At 28.2% G+C, this 17,712-nt stretch carries 14 protein-coding genes; 2 read left to right on the top strand and 12 right to left on the bottom strand.

Annotated features, from left to right (window positions below):
- Position 1: 1 nt before the first annotated feature.
- From PHEL85_RS03520 to PHEL85_RS03495, 6 genes are all read right to left on the bottom strand, one after another.
- Positions 2-1,876: a DUF3857 domain-containing protein gene (locus PHEL85_RS03520; RefSeq protein ID WP_235318226.1), complete on the bottom strand. Its 1,875-nt coding sequence runs from the start codon at positions 1,874-1,876 to the stop codon at positions 2-4.
- A gap of 72 nt (positions 1,877-1,948) precedes the next feature.
- On the bottom strand, positions 1,949-3,028 hold the full coding sequence (locus PHEL85_RS03515; protein WP_036823069.1) for an exonuclease domain-containing protein: 1,080 nt from the start codon (positions 3,026-3,028) through the stop codon (positions 1,949-1,951).
- Positions 3,029-3,053: 25 nt separating this feature from the next.
- On the bottom strand, positions 3,054-3,710 hold the full coding sequence (locus tag PHEL85_RS03510; protein ID WP_036821079.1) for a YggS family pyridoxal phosphate-dependent enzyme: 657 nt from the start codon (positions 3,708-3,710) through the stop codon (positions 3,054-3,056).
- Positions 3,711-3,742: 32 nt separating this feature from the next.
- Positions 3,743-4,696, bottom strand: a complete 954-nt coding sequence (locus PHEL85_RS03505) for a D-2-hydroxyacid dehydrogenase (RefSeq protein ID WP_036821076.1) — start codon at positions 4,694-4,696, stop codon at positions 3,743-3,745.
- A gap of 27 nt (positions 4,697-4,723) precedes the next feature.
- Entirely contained in the window at positions 4,724-5,791 is a 1,068-nt protein-coding gene (gene serC, locus PHEL85_RS03500) for a 3-phosphoserine/phosphohydroxythreonine transaminase (RefSeq protein WP_036821074.1), read from the bottom strand.
- Between the two features lie 125 nt (positions 5,792-5,916).
- A complete protein-coding gene (locus tag PHEL85_RS03495; protein ID WP_036821071.1) occupies positions 5,917-6,978 on the bottom strand; it encodes an acyl-CoA reductase in 1,062 nt (353 codons plus the stop codon).
- A gap of 70 nt (positions 6,979-7,048) precedes the next feature.
- Between PHEL85_RS03495 and PHEL85_RS03490 the strand changes: the two genes are divergently transcribed.
- Together PHEL85_RS03490 and ychF are read left to right on the top strand one after the other, a co-directional pair.
- Positions 7,049-7,399: a 4Fe-4S dicluster domain-containing protein gene (locus PHEL85_RS03490; RefSeq protein WP_036821067.1), complete on the top strand. Its 351-nt coding sequence runs from the start codon at positions 7,049-7,051 to the stop codon at positions 7,397-7,399.
- A gap of 110 nt (positions 7,400-7,509) precedes the next feature.
- Positions 7,510-8,601 carry a redox-regulated ATPase YchF gene (gene ychF / locus PHEL85_RS03485; protein WP_036821064.1) on the top strand — a complete coding sequence of 364 codons (1,092 nt, stop codon included), beginning with the start codon at positions 7,510-7,512 and terminating at the stop codon, positions 8,599-8,601.
- 65 nt (positions 8,602-8,666) lie between these two features.
- On the opposite strand, the gene PHEL85_RS03480 is transcribed toward ychF, so the two are convergent.
- From PHEL85_RS03480 to ttcA, 6 genes are all read right to left on the bottom strand, one after another.
- Entirely contained in the window at positions 8,667-9,263 is a 597-nt protein-coding gene (locus PHEL85_RS03480) for an aspartyl/asparaginyl beta-hydroxylase domain-containing protein (protein WP_036821062.1), read from the bottom strand.
- Between the two features lie 110 nt (positions 9,264-9,373).
- On the bottom strand, positions 9,374-10,693 hold the full coding sequence (locus tag PHEL85_RS03475; protein WP_036821060.1) for an APC family permease: 1,320 nt from the start codon (positions 10,691-10,693) through the stop codon (positions 9,374-9,376).
- Between the two features lie 12 nt (positions 10,694-10,705).
- Positions 10,706-10,966: a hypothetical protein gene (locus PHEL85_RS03470; protein ID WP_036821058.1), complete on the bottom strand. Its 261-nt coding sequence runs from the start codon at positions 10,964-10,966 to the stop codon at positions 10,706-10,708.
- Between the two features lie 197 nt (positions 10,967-11,163).
- Positions 11,164-15,357, bottom strand: coding sequence for a phosphodiester glycosidase family protein (locus PHEL85_RS03465; RefSeq protein WP_036821056.1), 4,194 nt, complete (start codon positions 15,355-15,357; stop codon positions 11,164-11,166).
- 9 nt (positions 15,358-15,366) lie between these two features.
- Entirely contained in the window at positions 15,367-16,611 is a 1,245-nt protein-coding gene (locus tag PHEL85_RS03460) for a glycosyltransferase (RefSeq protein ID WP_036821053.1), read from the bottom strand.
- A 307-nt stretch (positions 16,612-16,918) separates the two neighbouring features.
- A complete protein-coding gene (ttcA, locus tag PHEL85_RS03455) occupies positions 16,919-17,692 on the bottom strand; it encodes a tRNA 2-thiocytidine(32) synthetase TtcA (RefSeq protein ID WP_081965070.1) in 774 nt (257 codons plus the stop codon).
- Positions 17,693-17,712: the final 20 nt, after the last annotated feature.

Raw genomic sequence — 17,712 nt, 5'->3', positions numbered from 1 at the left:
ATTATTTTTTTTCTAAAATTATATATTCATTTTCTGAAGAAATGATTTGCTTGTAAAATTCTTGTAAAGCATAATATTCTTCTACAGAATATAAGCTTTTAGAAATATTAAACCTTAAGTATATAGTAATAAAGTTTCCTTTTTTTATTAAATTATAAGTGAATTTCCCTCCTTTATTAGGTAAAGACAAAGCCCTATTTTTTGGTAAATTTATAATTGTATAGTTTTCTGGAATTTGTAAACTCAATGAGTAATTATTACTTCTTGGATAAGCATAATCTACAGGATAATTTCGTTCTTTTAATTTAAAAGGATTACTTTTTATTCTGTCAAAAAGAAAAGGATTAATTCTAATTTTATTACCTAAACTTTCATCCATTTCAATGTTAACTTTAAAAAATTCTTCAATTGGTAGTTCTAAATCGTTTAAGTTTTTTACATCATATTCTTCAACTTCTAAATCTGTATATTTATTTTCGAAATCTTCTAGATAATTTTCTTCACTTTTTAAAGAAATTATTTTTCTATTTTTAGATGCATAATAACCACTTCTTCTTATTCTTAATTTTCCTGTAAAAACTCCTTCTTCATCTAAACTTAATTGAGCAGATAAATTTTTAGAGCTTCTATATTTTGGTTTTAAAGTTACCCAAGAACTTTTTTCTTTAAAATCTATTAACCTAGCTTCACCATTTAAAGTTCTAACAGGTACTTGTCCAAAAGGTAAATATTTATTAGTAGCATCTAAGAAATAAGTTTCTCCATCTATTTCTATTTTTACAATTACATAATTGTAATCGTAAATTACAGGAAAAATTTTTGTAGGTATCCCATTATTTCTAGTAGACAGAACTGCTAGCTTAGTTTCAATTTCTGCTGCTTTTAAGCTGTTATAAAGAGATAAATTTATTTCTCCAACATCTCCAGTTTTATCATGAAAAGCTTGTTTTACTTTTGCATCTTTATTTGACCAATATTTTTCGTTCCAAGTAAAATGATTTTGAATAAAACTATATACTTTTTTAGCTCTTTCTAAATCGTTTGTAAGAGATAAAATAGATTCAGGTATGTTTTTTTTAAAAAAACTTGTTTTGGAAGTTTGATTGTTAAAGAAACGTTTTTTTAAGCTTTTGTCTGCTTGTTTCCAGGTTGTTGTTAAATTTTCTACAACACCTCTGTAACTTGTAATTGATTTTATATCAAAAGAAATTTTTGAGATATAATTTTTTTTACTTAACATGAAATCTTCTTCTTCAAACGCTGGTATATTATACATTCCATAAGAATAAGTAGCACAGGCACCTTCACCAATACCATCTACATAAACACACTTTTTATCTACTGAAGGTTCGTTTTTATCTAATTTTAAATGGCCAGTTTTTTTTATATTGTATTGGTAGTTTCCTAGAATAGAAGCATCGAATTCACTTTTTATTTTTGGTATATCTGATTGAAAATTCCAATCGTCAATACTCAGATAAGGAGATAAAATACTGTATTTATATTCTATAACTGTACCCACTTTTAAATTAGGAAGTGTAAACTTTTTTACAGTCCAATCTTCACCTTCTTTTATTGTAAAGATATCTTTATCCAATAGGTTGGTTTTGTTTGATGTGCCAATATCTGTAAGATTATAACTGATAGCACTTATATCTTCAATTCTTTGTTTTTTATATAAGTTGATAGAAATATCAGCTAAATCAAAAGCAGATTTATCTAAAATTTTAATTCTATAATAGTAATCGGTTCTAGGTATTTCATCATTTGATCTATCTGGATAACGATTTGCGTGTTCATACAAAACAACTGCTGTTGCAGTAGAATCTTTATCATAAACAATCATTTTAAGTTCATCTAAAGTGGTTAACCCCATTTTAGTTGATTTTTTTTTCTGTGCAATTATAAAACTAGTTGAAAGTAGGAGGAGGAGCGCAATTTTTTTCATTTACAATCTTATAAGTTTATGTACTTTATTTTTATTTAAGTAATTTTTGATAATATTTTTAATTTGTATTTTATTTTCTACAGAAGTTAATACAGATTTAAGAATGTCTAACCTTTTTTCTTGAAAATTTAAGTTTGTGTAACCATAACCAAAAACCTCATTATTTTCTATTAAAATAATAGCATGCTCTTCAACTTCTCTTCCTTTTTCTATAATAATAAAGTCTTCATTATTAAAGTTTTGAGTAGTAGTTTTTTGTTTTTTTCTAAAATTGTATTTTGGTGATAAAACCTCTAACTCTGTAGCATATTTTATTCTGGTAAAAAGCTCATTTCCTGTTTCATCAAAAGAAATAGTTTGTGCTCTTTCTTGAATTTTAACCGCCCTTTTAGTAACTTTTAAAAAGAGTTTATTCACTTCTGCTTTAATGTTTTTTCCTCTTCCTAAATAGATCACTTTTCCATTGGTATCATGAACGTAAAAAACTCCTTGAATACTCGGTATTTCATCAATTAAAGTTCTTAGTTTTTGTTTTTCTAATCTTCTATCAAAATATTTAATTGAACCTTGTATAATTTCTTTATTGATATCTTTTTCTAATAATAATTTAAATAATTGTACAGTAGCTAGTGCATCTCCAGAAGCTCTATGTCTATCTGTCATTGGAATCCCCAAAGATTTTGTAAGTTTTCCTAAACTATATGAAGGTTGATCTAATATTAATTTTTGACTTAATTCTACAGTACATAATGTATTTCTGTTAAAATCATAACCCAATCTATCAAATTCTGTACTTAGAATTCTATAATCAAAAGTGGTATTGTGAGCTACCAAAATACAATCTGATGTAATTTCAATAATGCGTTTGGCAACCTCATAAAATTTAGGTGCATTTTTAAGCATTTTGTTACTAATTCCAGTAAGTTTTACAACAAATTCTTGAATTGGTTTTTCAGGGTTTACAAGGCTAATAAATTGATCAATATTAGTATGGCCATCAAATTTATAAATAGCAATTTCTGTAATTCCTTCTTCATTAAATTTACCTCCCGTAGTTTCGATATCTAAAATTGCGTACAAATTCTTTTTCTTTAAGCTAAATTTACTAATTATAATTTCTATGACCAAATATAGAACTTCCAACTCTAATCATTGTACTTCCTTTAGAAATTGCTAAAGAATAATCTCCACTCATTCCCATTGATAAAATCTTGAGAGATGAATTTTGAGTTTTTAGAGTATCAAATAATTTTTTTAATGATGAAAATTCTTCTTGTAATTGTTTTTGATTGTCTGTAAATGTTGCCATTCCCATAAAACCAACAATTTTTATGTTTTCTAATGCAGTTATTTCTTCTGATGATAAAATTGATTCAATTTCTTCAAAAGAAAAACCGAATTTCGTTTCTTCTTTTGCAATTTTAACTTGTAACAGACAATTGATTACTCTATTGTGTTTTTTTGCTTGTTTATTTATTCCTTTTAGAGTTTTTAATTTATCTACTCCATGAATTAAATCAACAAAATGAGCCATGTATTTTACCTTATTGCTTTGTAAATGACCAATCATATGCCATTTAATATCTTTAGGTAAAGCTTCATATTTATCAACCATTTCCTGAATTTTATTCTCTCCAAAAATACGCTGACCAGCATTATATGCCTCTTGTATATCTGCAATAGGTTTGGTTTTAGAAACGGCAACTAAGGTTACATTTTCAGGAATTGATTGTTTAATTTTTTGAAGGTTTTCTTTTATCATTTTAAGTTATAGACTTTCAATTATTAAATGTTTTAATTCTTCAATAAATTTATAATTTGTTTTGCTAATTCTAACCCAATTCTATCTTGCGCTTCTTTTGTAGCTGCACCAATATGTGGTGTTAAAGAAAGTTCTGGATTCATTAATAATTGAACAGCAGGTGTAGGTTCTGTTTCAAAAACATCTAAACCAGCAAATTGTACTTTACCACTTTCTATAGCATTTACTAAGTCAACTTCATGTAAAATACCACCTCTAGATGTATTTATAATTCCAACACCATCTTTCATTTTTTCAAATTCTGATGCTGAAATGATATAATCTTCTTGATCTGGTGTATGTAAAGTAATAAAATCTGCTTCTTTTAATAATTCTTCTTGATCTATTGTATCAATAGTAAAAGTATTCTTTTGTCCATTGAAAAACTCTAAAGTAATTGGTGCAGTTGTAATTTTTTCATCAGTAGCTAAAACATGCATTCCAATACCAATTGCAATTTTAGCAACTTCTTGACCAATTCTTCCAAAACCAATAATTCCAATAGTTTTTCCTCTTAATTCAATTCCTTGAGAATAGGCTTTTTTCAAATCTTTAAAACGAGTATCTCCTTCTAAAGGCATTTCTCTATTAGATGAATGTAGAAACCTTGCCATTCCAAAAAGATGTGAAAAAACCAATTCTGCAACAGAACTAGAAGAAGCTTCTGGTGTATTAATTACGTGTAAACCATTGTCTTCTGCATAATCAACATCAATATTATCTAAACCAACACCACCACGTCCAATTAATTTTAAACTAGGACAAGCTTCAATCAATTCTTGCCTTACTTGTGTTGCACTTCTCACTAAAATTGCATCAACATTATTTTCATTGATGTAATTTTCTAACTGATTTTGAGCAACTTTTACTGTTAATACTTCAAAACCTCCTTTTTCTAAAGCATCTTTTCCGCTTTGAGAAATTCCATCATTTGCTAATATCTTCATTCTATATTTTATTCGAATATTTAATTATTAAGCTTGAGTTTTTTCTAACTCTTGCATTACATCTACTAAAGCCTGTACACTATATAATGGTAAAGCATTATACATACTTGCTCTATAACCACCAACACTTCTGTGGCCATTTATTCCGCTAATACCAGCTTTTGCCCACATTTTGTTAAATGTTTCTGTTAAACTTTCATCAGTTAAAACAAAAGTAGCATTCATAGTACTTCTATCTTCTTTTTCTACAATTCCTTTAAATAATGGGTTTCTGTCAATCTCATTATATAAAAGAGCCGCTTTTTTATTATTTACTTCTTCAATAAATTTAATTCCTCCTAAATCTTTTAGCCATTGTAAAGTTAACATAGAAACATACACAGCAAAAACAGAAGGTGTGTTAAACATACTATTTTTATCTATGTGAATTTTGTAATTTAACATAGAAGGAATATGTCTTTCTACTTTACCTAATATTTCTTCTTTTATGATGACTAAAGTTGCACCTGCAGGACCCATGTTTTTTTGAGCACCAGCATAAATTAAATCAAATTTTTCAAAGTCTAATTGACGAGAAAAGATATCTGAACTCATATCACAAACCATAGAAACATTTGTTTCTGGAAAACTTTTCATTTGTGTTCCTGCAACTGTATTGTTGCTTGTACAGTGAAAATAATCTGCATCTTTAGGAATAGAATATCCTTTTGGAATGTAATTATAACCTTTGTCTTTAGACGAGCCAACTTCTACCAACTCTCCAAAAGCTTTTGCTTCTTTAATTGCTTTATCAGACCAAGTTCCTGTGTTTAAATACGCTGCTTTTTTATTCAATAAATTATAAGCAACCATTAAAAACTCCATACTTGCGCCACCTTGTAAGAATAAAGCTTTATATCCTTTATTTTCTAAACCCAATAACTCTAAAGCTAGAGATCGTGCTTTTTCCATAACGGCCACAAAAGATTTACTTCTGTGTGAGATTTCTATTAAAGATAAATCATCATTATTAAAATTGATAATAGCTTCTGATGCTTTTTGTAAAACTTCTTGTGGTAAAATACAAGGACCTGCACTAAAATTATGTTTTTTCATTTTTTTAAGTTTCAAAGTTTAATGTTTGTTAAACATGTCATTTCGACTTTATGGAGAAATCTTATTTTAAAAAATAGATTTTTCGACTCCTTTTCATTTCGTTCAAAATGACACCTTAAACGAAATTATATTTTTGATAAAAATTCTAAAGTATTTACTCCATCTGCAAAATCTGTTAACTTCGGATGTTGAGTTTGACCAAAAGCCACTTCATTTTCTATAAAGTCTTTGGCTACAATACATTGAATCTTTTCTTTATCTTGATGTAATTTTATTTTTAAATCTATTTCGTTGTCATAATACTCGTAAAAAACGGTTGCAATAGGAGAGGAGTAACTTTCATCTTCTTTAATCATCAAAAAACCATTTTCTAACAAATCGAACTCACTCATTAAATAAACTGCCTTATTGTAATCGTAATTATTAGCATATTTTGCATTATTTATATGCTCTTTTTTTACATACATTCCTGTAAAAAATGCATCAAAATTATAACCTTTTGGCACATATAATTTTGAAACACTTCTACATCCTAATCCAAAATACTGAAAAACATCATCAGAAAGTTTTATAAAATCTTCTTCAGTTTCTTTTCCAGTGATAACTGCCACAGAGTTTCTGCTTTTTCGGATAATATTTGGTTTATTTTTAAAATAATATTCAAAATAACGCGCAGTATTATCACTTCCAGTAGCGATTACAGCGTCAAAATCTGACAACTTTTCTTCTGTAAAAGTGATTTTTCCTTTAAAACCTTCTTCAACAAACTCTAAATACTTTGCTAAAAAGGGTAAAAGATGTTTATCACTAGAAGATTGCTTTACCAATACTGAATGCCCAGATATTAGTACAGATAAAAAATCATGAAATCCAACTAAAGGAATGTTTCCTGCCATAATAATGGCTACTTTTTTGGATGATTCTTTACTCGAGTTAAAATTTTTAGTGAATTTATCTAAATTGCTTTTATTTAGCGATTTACTTAAACTATTTAATGAAAATAAAATGTTTTCTTTCGTAAACCAAGAATTATTTTCTTGAGCAATTTTCATTTGATGTAAAAAACCATCATAAAAGATTTCATTATGTTCAATACTATCGATTTTTTTTATATTATCGACAGAAAACTGACTTAAAAAGTCCCCTAATTTTGCGAATGCAGTAATTCTGTTTTGAATACTATTCATTTATTTTGGTTGTAAATAATTTTGGCTTTATTTTTGCAACTGCAAAGGTACAAAAACAGAACAGAAAATTATGGCAATTATAATAACAGATGAATGTATAAATTGTGGGGCATGTGAACCAGAATGTCCTAACACAGCAATTTATGAAGGAGCAGATGATTGGAAATATGCAGATGGTACAGATTTAAAAGGTGATGTAGTATTACCTAGTGGAAAATCTGTAAATGCAGACGAAGATCAAGAACCAGTTTCTGATGAGCTTTATTACATTGTACCAGATAAATGTACAGAATGTAAAGGTTTCCATGATGAACCACAATGTGCTGCAGTATGTCCTGTAGATTGTTGTGTGCCAGATGATGATGTGGTAGAAACAGAAGAAGAATTACTAGCTAAACAAAGCTTTATGCATAATGAGTAATAAAAATATTAAAATTTATAGAAATCCTGCTTTTAGCAGGATTTTTGTTTTTATAACAGATTGATTATAGAAGTAAATCTGTTATATTTGCACTCGCAAAATTTATTTACATGAAAGCCGGAATTGTAGGATTACCAAACGTAGGAAAATCAACTTTATTTAACTGTTTATCAAATGCAAAAGCGCAAAGTGCCAACTTTCCTTTTTGTACGATAGAGCCAAATTTAGGAGTTGTAAATGTACCAGATACACGTTTAGAAAAATTAGAAGAATTGGTAAACCCAGAAAGAGTTTTGCCAGCAACAGTAGAAATTGTTGATATTGCTGGTCTTGTAAAAGGAGCAAGTAAAGGAGAAGGTTTAGGAAATCAATTTTTAGCAAATATTAGAGAAACTGATGCACTTTTACATGTTGTACGTTGTTTTGATAATGATAATATTATTCATGTAGATAGTTCTATAGATCCTGTTAGAGATAAAGAAACGATTGATATTGAGTTGCAATTAAAAGATTTAGAAACCGTTCAAAAACGTTTAGAGCGTGTAAAAAGAACTGCAAAAACAGGTAATAAAGAAGCGCAAGCAGAATTAGTGGTTTTATTAAAAATTGAAGAAACTTTACTAAAAGGGGTTTCTGTAAGAACAATCGACTTTTCTGAAAAAGAAATGGAGTTTGTTCAACCGCTACAATTTATTACATTAAAACCAGTATTATATGTTTGTAATGTTGATGAAAATTCTGCAGTTTCTGGAAACGATTATGTAGAAAAAGTAAGAGAAGCTGTAAAAGACGAAAATGCTGAGGTAATTGTTTTAGCAGTTGGTACTGAGGCAGATATTACAGAGTTAGACGATTATGAAGAAAGACAGATGTTTTTAGCAGATATTGGCTTAGAAGAAGCAGGTGTTTCTAGATTGGTTCGTTCTGCATATAAATTATTAAACTTACAAACTTATTTTACAGCAGGTGTAAAAGAAGTAAGAGCTTGGACAATTCCTATTGGTTCTACTGCGCCTCAAGCTGCAGGAGTAATTCATACAGATTTTGAAAAAGGTTTTATTAGAGCAGAAACTATTGCTTACGATGATTATGTAACTTATGGTTCTGAAGCTAAAGTAAAAGAAGCTGGTAAAATGAAAGTAGAAGGTAAGGAGTACATTGTTAAAGATGGTGATGTAATGCACTTTAGATTTAACGTGTAACTAAAGGATAATTTCTGAACTTGTTTCAGAATTTTATCTTTAAAATATAAAATCCCAATAAGAAATTATTGGGATTTTTCAATAATATCTCTTATCCATTTATTAGGAATCATATCAATTGTTAGATTGATACGCTCTTCATTTCCATTATTAATAACTTCATGAGGATCTGTTAATCGTAAATACCAACATTCACCAGGTTTCATATTTACAGGAGTTTTGTTGAGGTTAAAAACCATTTTATCATTATTTAAAATAGGAATTGTTAATCGTATCACCGATTTTTCTACTTCCAATCCTAAAGTTGGGTCTGTATGTTCTTTTACAATAGAATTTGGCGCTAGTCTTAATAATCTTACTAAAGTTACGGTTGTATTTTTTTGAAAAGTGTCAATAATACTTTTTATATAAGGCGATTTAAGAAGTGCTGCAGTTTCTAACCAGTTTGTCCAAGATCCATCTGCATAATCATCTGCTGGAGGAGGAAAAGGCAATGTAGTATCTACCAAATGAGCTGGTGCTCTTAGTTGAATTACCTTATAATACTCAAATTCCTCTAATGCTAACGCCTTTGTTTCAGCGAGCATTTTAGGTATATCAAAACTGAAAGGTAATTGAATTCTGTCTTTTATAGCAGTAGCTGTTTCTTTACTTTCGAACATGATTTTTTTATTTAAGATGTTTAAAAAAAATATTTATTCGAATTTAATAAATTAAGAGTATTAATAAAATAAGTAGAAATACCTGATTTTTAAATGGATAAAAACTAGATTTAATATTGTTTTTGTTTTTCTTTTTTTCTAGAAAAATTCCAAGCTCCAATAGCAAGTAAAATATACAATACTATTATTGCTAACATTTGTTGCCAATTGTTTGTCAGTTCGTAATACAAAATTAAAATACCACCAATACTTAATCCTATTATAGATAGTATTGTAATTAAAGTAGATGAGTTGGTTTTTTTTCTAATTTTAAAATTAGCAATTGCCATTAATAGTGAAACGAGTAGAAAAGTAATGCTACTAAATTCAAGTATTAATTCTAAACCACCAATTATTATCAAAATAATTGACAAACTGGCTAAAGTAAATATAGAATTTTGTGGACTATTTTTTTTTCTGATTGAAAGCCATTGGGGAAAATAATGATCTTTAGCAATTACAGACATTAATCTAGATGCACCGAAAATTGTACCACTTATAGCACTACTTGTTGCTAAAACTGCACCAATAATTACAAGATTAGTTCCAGTGTTTCCCAATATATTGCCTGCACCAGCTGCCAATGCATACTCTTTATTTTTAATAATATCTTCTGATGGAATTGCAAATAAAGCTCCTAATGAAATAATTACATAAATTAATACAGCTAAAAAAATGGCTGAATAAATAGCCCTAGGTATATTTTTTTCTGGATTTTTCATTTCATCCATTGCATGAATAACTAATTGAAACCCTTCATAACCTACAAATGTTAAGGATGCTACAATTAGAATTGAAAACATACTTGAGTTTTCTAAATCTAATGTCATGTTTTTAATAAAAGTACCAAAGTCTGTTGTTCCATTATTTATTAATACTATAGAAATAATAGTTAAAACAATAAGTTTGGTATACACCATTAAGTCTTCAATTTTTCCCATTCCATTAACGCTCCAAATATTTATCAGAGTAAAAAGGCCAATAACACTTATAGCAATGCCTTTTCGAATCCAAATATTATTAGCAAAATCTGTGCTACTAATTGCGTAAGAAGAAAATGTATATGCATACAAAGCCAAAGTACTTACGTAACCAAAAATGATAAACCAACCAATTGTAGCTGCTGAAAAGTTAGATTTAGGGTAAGTAAATTTAAAGAAAGAATAAGTAGCTCCTTCATCTTTATAGTATAGTCCTAATTTTACATAAGAATATGCAGCTAAAGAAGCTATTAATCCTCCAACTATAATGGCAAAAGGAGTAAGGTTACCAATTAAAGAAACTGAAATTCCTAGAATTGTAAAAATTCCTCCACCAATCATTCCACCAAGTGCAATCGCTATTAATTCAGGTAATCCTAAACTCTTATTTCTTTTTCTATGCTGTGACATCAAGAACCTTTCTTAAAGAGGTAACATCTCTTTTGCAATTACATGAAAGCCTAAAGAAATAACGGCATCTTCAATAACTTTATCTGGAACTAGTTTTGAAGTACGAATTTTAAATTCTTTTGGAAAAACGTCTGTATTAATACTAACTCTTTTAACGCCATCGATAGACGCTATTTTAGTCTTAATTAAATTTAAATCGTAATTGAAAGTTGCATTTGTTTCGAATACTTTTCCGTGATTTCCAGGAATCACATTGTCTGATAAGAAGCTCATATCTAGTGATTTTAATCTGTTTATAAATGTTAGTTATTACAAATAATATGTAATACTAAATTAGTATGTAAGTTACAAAATTTTCAATAATAAATCAATTAAATTTACTGTATATTTTATGCTATAATTTAATTTTATTGCTAAAAAAAAGTTCAAGTAAACCACTTGAACTTTTTTTTTATAACTGATTAAATTAGTTAATCTTCAATCCAACCAACTATTGCGTTTGCAACAAAACGTGGTTGAGGAGGCAAAGAATAGATATCACTTTCATAATTTTTATTATAAGGAGATATGTTCATAATATTTCCATCTACAACTAAAGTACTACTTCCTCCAGGATCAAATCCCATTGCTTTGTCCATTCCATATTTTAAAAGAATATCTACCATATCAAAATGAGTAGCACCTACAGATTCTCTAATTCTACCATTTACCATCAATACCATTAATTTTCCATCTTTGGTAATACCAACAGCAATTTTAGGTCCTCTCATATCCGTAAAATCTAACCTTGCAGCTTGAGTTTTTATAGAATTTTTAGTTTTCCAACCTTCATCTTCCATGTTTAAGATCTGTTTTCCTTCATCAATTAGCATTGGTCCAGCTTCTATAGCATAAGAAATTTCATCCCAATTAAAACTATTTGTTTCTGGTTCTAGTAGTTTGATGTCTAAAGTTGATTCTTCTTTAAAAATACTTTCAATAAATAATTCTGCAGGTATTGATAATGTAATTCCTACCGGAATTGAAGGAACTTCTTCATTTTCAGTTGTCTTTATTACTTGTTTTACCGTATTTCCTGCAATTCTAACAATATAGTTACCATTACCAATAATCGTTTCTTGAGAATGTGATAAATCAAAAAAACAAGGAGTAGTTGTGCTATGTTTGTTATAATTATCTGAAGTAAATTTTATAGATGCCTTTTTATCTTTGATGATAAAGCCTGCTTTACTATTTACTTTTCTAATGTCTACTTTACCGTCTTTATAAATTATGAATGCTGGTTTATTAAATAATGGCGGACAAAAAACTTTTCCATCCATAATTAATAAACCTAAAGGAGAACCAATATATGTTTCTGGTAAACCTAATTTACCAACCAATTCTGGATTTAAAATATAACCACCATTCCAAGCTAATTCAATTTTTTTCTTGTTTTTGCTTTTCTTTTGATATTCTTTAACTAAAGCTGGTACATTTTTAGGTTCTTTATTTGCAATATGTGCTGCAAATTTCCAGTGATGTTGTTTCGTGTCAATTTCTGCTAATACACCACTCCAAGGCAATCCATCTTCATAAACACCTCCAGCAAAAGAAGCTTTCACTTTTTCTGTCTTTGTGGTAGTTTCTAAATTCTGTTTTATTTGATTTAATAACTTAACTATTGGTGTTCCATTATCTATTGCGTCTTTAGAAATGATTGCTAATAATTCTTTTTCTCCAATACGTTCTTTTAGATCTTTAAAAAGTTCTCCATTTAAAGCTGTATTAAAATCTTTAGCAGTTTGAATAGGAGTAGGATACGCTAATGTTGTTCTAACTCCAGCAGGAACAAATTGAATAAAACCACTATCCTTAGGAATCCCCATTATTTTTGCTGTCATTTCATACAACGCTTTTCCAATATGAAAATGATCAATTTCTACAATATCAGTCATCATTGCAGAATACTCACCATTTGTGATTATAAATCCATTTGCTTCTTTAATTTTTCGAAGTATTTTAAGTGCATTAACGCCCATTTGTGGAAAATGTACACCTTCAGACCATTGCTTAGTTTCTACTATTTGTACAACACCTGCTTTATATAACAAACCAAGTTCGGGCTCTTTACCACTTTCTAAATATTCTTTAATATTAGCGCTCGAAAACCATTTTGTAATTCTAGGTTCGTGTATAAAAATATAGACTTTTTCTAAAGTATCAATTTTAGGATTTAATACTTCTTCTGTTAACTCTTCTTCTATGGTAAGATGTAATTGTGCACGAATTGGTTGTAAAACAAAATATTCTAATTCATGCTTAATATAACGTCCAGGAAAATATCCTTTAGGTACATTGTTTTTTAAGTTTTTTGTTAAAATTTTACGATCATCAATACTTAAAAACTTACTATTAGTTAATTGAAATAAAGCCAATTCCCAATCAGCAAAAAATTGTGGCGCTAAAGTTAAATCTGCTAAATGTTTAGGTTTAAATATGTCATTATAAATCATATTTACCAAACCTGTTACTTCTTGATACGTAAAATCTTGATATGCATATGCTTTTTTGTTACGATGTCTGTAAGAAAGTGCATGATCATGTCTAATTGATTTTTCTCCTTCTACATATTTAAAAATATCATCTATGGCATTATAATATTTATGAATTTGTTTTAAATTGGTATTTACTAAATCATGAATGTCATTTTCCATCATTCTTGCATACTTCATTACTTTACCTTTTACCAATTGTTCTTCAACTCTAAAAAAACTTGGGTCAATTAATGATTTCAGGTACAACATAAAAGATAAGCGTCCATAACCAGGTAAATAATGTCTTGTTTTTTTATTAAGAATGGCGTGCAAATCATCATTTTCGAAATTTACTGAGGCTTTATATTCTTTTAATAAGTTGATAACCTGATCATTTTCATTAATACCAACAGCATCTAGTTGTAAAAACATACGTTCTAAAATATAACGCATATTTTTTTCTAGAGAAGCAATGCTATAACGTTTGTTAATTACACTTCTATTATGTGTAACATCTACCATTCTGTTTTGAGGATAAAACACATGGTCGCATATTTTCTCTGCTAAAATTTTAGGAATTTTAGAACCTTTAAATTCTAATACATTTAGTCTTAAAGATTCATCTAAATGACGACCAATAACTTGGTCATAAACTTCTCTTGGTTCATATTGTCTACAAAAAATAGGTGTTCCACATGCAGCAGCTTCTATAATAGGTAAACCACGACCTTCTGTTTGACTAGGTAATAATATTAGTGAAGCAACATCATATAATTGCTCAATATCTAAAGGTTTTTTATATTTTTTCTTAAAATCATTTTTATCAAATTCACTAAATAAAAAACCTAATAAAACACGTTTTCTAAATTCTTTAGGAAGTTCTTTTAAGAAGTTTTTGAAATCCTTTTTTAATTCTTGATAATAATTCTGTTGTCCATGAGGAATAGGACCAGATACAATAAGAGATAATTTTAATTGTGGATTTGTAATAAATTTTTCTGAGAATGTTTCATAATCAAATAAGCGTTTTATTAGTTTAAAATTAAGTTCGATAGATTTACGACTAATAACTCTTGTGGGTTGTAAAAAAACAATATTATTATTTACAAAATCGAAATTTTTAATTGTTTTATATCCTAATAAAATAGGTTTTAAAGAACGTTTACTATCTGTATGATGTGCAGCTGTATGTACTGTAATGGTTTCTTTATCATTTGCAAAAATAGTAGCAACTTGCATAAACGCTTTTATAATATCACGCTTACTCATTTGATGCATTTTTGTATCAACAGCTGTACCTAATAAAGCAACATTTGCAGGATTATGTCCATTAATATTGATTAAATGTTCTTGTTGAATTTTATTGATGTTTACATTCATCCAAGAACGACTTTCCCATGGATACACCATTTCTATTATTGAAAAGAATTCGCCTATATGTGCATTATGGAAAAAGAAATCTCTTGGCCCTTTTTTAATTCCTTTCTTTTTTAAGTCTTCTTTTTTATGTCCACCTTCCCAATAAAAATCGTGATTATTATTAATTACGGGGATATCTAAATATTCAGAAATTAAAACTGTTGCTAATGCTAAAGAAACATTACCTGGATTAGAACAAACATTAATTAAATACAGTAAAGAAATATCGTTTTTTGCAATATATGTACCTAGTTTTTCTACGAGAACTAAAACTTCATTCCAAAATTTCCCAATTAAATCATTATATGTTTTACTACCACGATCCATCTTTGTTTGAAAGAAATCTTTATACAAAGGCCATGCATCAAACGCTTCCATTTCTGGTATTACTTTTTGAAATGCATCTTTAGGTATTAATTCATTGGCTTCATCTTTTATATCTCCAGCAACAAAATGAATTGGTAGGTCTGGGTAAATGTTTTTAAATATTTTGGCATATTTTTCTGTTTCTACAGTAATACCATCAATTGTGTAATAAAAGGTAAGAAATGCAACTCCTCCTTTGGTGATTTTTGTATTAAAATCTTCACTTGTTCCGTTAAAGGGTAATTGAGATTTTTGTTCTTTAAATTTATCTAAAAATAAACCTAAATCAAACCAAGTGTGTATATTTTCTTTTTGTAATTTTTGTACTGTATTATTAATTTTTGTTATTTGTTGTTGACTCATTCTAAATTTTTATAATTGAAATAAACTGCTTAATTTTTCTTCTAATACTTCATAAGAAAAAAACTTCTTACCAATGGTAAAATTATATTCACCAATTTCTAAGCAGCGTTTAGGGTTGTAAATAATGTCCGACATTTGTTGAATACTTTCATTTGTTAGTATTCCGTCTTCAATCATTACAGTTTCAAAACCTTTGTTACCAATATCTTGCATGTAAACGGGCTTGTAATTATTTACAAAAATTGGTTTTTTAGCTAAAATGGTTTCTACAAAAGCATTTCCAAAACCTTCATAAGTACTAAAATAAGTAGCAGCTCTACCATGTGCATAAACATCAGATAAATCTTTATGATCTAATACTTTATCTGCAGCCCAAACAATTTGATTAGAAAGGTTTAAATCGTGTATTTGGTCAATCAATTCATTATAATACTCTTTATTTTCGTCATCATTATTATTACCAGTAATTACTAATTTTAGTTTTTTATCATCTAATTTATCTATTAAAGAAATGGCAGTTTCTATTCCTTTACGTCTTACAATTCTTGTTACTTGTAATAAAGCAATTTCATCATCTGTAATACCTAAATCTTTTAAGAAGAATTTGTTTTCTGGAGTTGGAACACCGTAAATGCGATTAAAATCCATAACATTTGGTACTAAAGTAGCATCAATGTTAAATCTGTTTTTAAACGTTTCTACTCCAAATGTGTTTATTACTGCATGTTTTACATTTGGTAATAATAAAGGGAAATTATTGTCTACATATTCATTAATTTCTGGGTGTACAGAAACATAACGTTCTCCACGTTCCCAATGAAAATCATGATCATGTGTTACAATAGGTAATCCTGTTTTTAAGATTAGTTTTTTTATGGCAACACCCATAGAAAGTTGACAAGGTAATGCTGATGCATTTTCAGAGAGCAACATATCAATTTTTTTGTCACCTACCCATTTCAACATTTCTTTGGCAATCATATCAGACCATTTCTCTACATGATCTAATAATGGAGCAGGATCTTCATCTGGTTCAAAAAATGCTTTGCGTTGTTCCCATTCTGCTTCAGCAGAAAAAAACGATAATGCAGGAAATAAGTAATCATGTTCGTAATCCATTTGCCAAGATTCAAATTCTCCAGACATAATAAATACTTCATGACCTATTTTTTTAAAAATATCTATCCATTTTTCTGTTTCGAGGGCAACACCATCAACTCCTCCAATTCTTCCAATAATAATACCTATTCGCATATTTTATATTTAAATTTTGTTCTTAAATATAGGTTTTTGTTATTAGCGGTAAAAGGTTTTGAAAGGCAAAATTTTATGAATTATCACTTACAAAATTAAAGGTTACTTTAATTATTGCTTTTTAATTTTAGATAGGTTATTTTATTAAAATGATAATTTTGATTTTGTGTGAAATTTTTAAAAAAGCTAAATTTTATATATTATTTATTGTTAAAATGTATTTTTGTTGGTATTTTTTAACCAAATTAAGTTTTTTGATACAAATAATATAATGATGATTTTTAAGAAAAAATTATAATTATGAAACTTAATTGGAATTTAATTTCTCGAAATTATAAAGATTTTGATCTAATAAATGTGAAGGAGAAACATTCTGTAAAGCATTCATCATAATAGAATTTCTATTCGGGAAATCTGTTTCCCAATCAGTAATCATTTCTTTTACTTTTTTACGTTGTAAATTTTCTTGAGAACCACATAAATTACAAGGAATTATAGGGAAATTCATATAACCTGAATATTCTTCAATATCACTTTCTTTGCAAAAAGCCAAAGGTCTTAAAACAATTAAATCTCCAGCATCATTTTTAAATTTTGGAGGCATTGTTTCCATTTTTCCTGCAAAAAAGAAGTTTAAGAAAAACGTTTCTAAAATATCATTTCTATGATGACCTAAAGCAATTTTATTACAACCTAAGTCTTTGGCAGCTTCGTATAATGTGCCTCTTCGTAATCGAGAACATAAGCTACATGTTGTTTTACCTTCTGGCGTTTTATCCATTACAATTTTATAGGTGTTTTTTTCTATAATTTTATAATCAACACCTAAATTTGTTAAATAATTTGGTAACACTTCCTCAGGAAAATCAGGTTGTTTTTGATCTAAATTAACAACAACAATATCAAATAAAATAGGCGCTACTTTTTTAAAATACAACAACATATGCAGCATTGCATAACTATCTTTTCCTCCAGAAAGACACACCATAATTTTATCTCCTTCTGCAATCATTGTAAATTGCTGAATAGCTTCTGCAACTGCTTTCTGTAATTTTTTAGTTACTTGTTTTAGTTCACTCATAGAAGGCAAAAATAGTATTT

The organism is Polaribacter sp. Hel1_85, from assembly GCF_000766795.1.
Lineage (GTDB): Bacteria > Bacteroidota > Bacteroidia > Flavobacteriales > Flavobacteriaceae > Polaribacter.
This window is presented reverse-complemented; position numbering and strand designations above follow the sequence as displayed.

Coding starts and splice junctions, on each gene's coding strand:
- ttcA (WP_081965070.1), bottom strand. CDS start 17,692: ATGAGTGAACTAAAACAAGTAACTAAAAAATTACAGAAAGCAGTTGCA.
- PHEL85_RS03465 (WP_036821056.1), bottom strand. CDS start 15,357: ATGAGTCAACAACAAATAACAAAAATTAATAATACAGTACAAAAATTA.
- PHEL85_RS03510 (WP_036821079.1), bottom strand. CDS start 3,710: ATGATAAAAGAAAACCTTCAAAAAATTAAACAATCAATTCCTGAAAAT.
- ychF (WP_036821064.1), top strand. CDS start 7,510: ATGAAAGCCGGAATTGTAGGATTACCAAACGTAGGAAAATCAACTTTA.
- PHEL85_RS03480 (WP_036821062.1), bottom strand. CDS start 9,263: ATGTTCGAAAGTAAAGAAACAGCTACTGCTATAAAAGACAGAATTCAA.
- PHEL85_RS03505 (WP_036821076.1), bottom strand. CDS start 4,696: ATGAAGATATTAGCAAATGATGGAATTTCTCAAAGCGGAAAAGATGCT.
- PHEL85_RS03490 (WP_036821067.1), top strand. CDS start 7,049: ATGGCAATTATAATAACAGATGAATGTATAAATTGTGGGGCATGTGAA.
- PHEL85_RS03520 (WP_235318226.1), bottom strand. CDS start 1,876: ATGGGGTTAACCACTTTAGATGAACTTAAAATGATTGTTTATGATAAA.
- PHEL85_RS03470 (WP_036821058.1), bottom strand. CDS start 10,966: ATGAGCTTCTTATCAGACAATGTGATTCCTGGAAATCACGGAAAAGTA.
- PHEL85_RS03475 (WP_036821060.1), bottom strand. CDS start 10,693: ATGTCACAGCATAGAAAAAGAAATAAGAGTTTAGGATTACCTGAATTA.
- PHEL85_RS03460 (WP_036821053.1), bottom strand. CDS start 16,611: ATGCGAATAGGTATTATTATTGGAAGAATTGGAGGAGTTGATGGTGTT.
- serC (WP_036821074.1), bottom strand. CDS start 5,791: ATGAAAAAACATAATTTTAGTGCAGGTCCTTGTATTTTACCACAAGAA.
- PHEL85_RS03495 (WP_036821071.1), bottom strand. CDS start 6,978: ATGAATAGTATTCAAAACAGAATTACTGCATTCGCAAAATTAGGGGAC.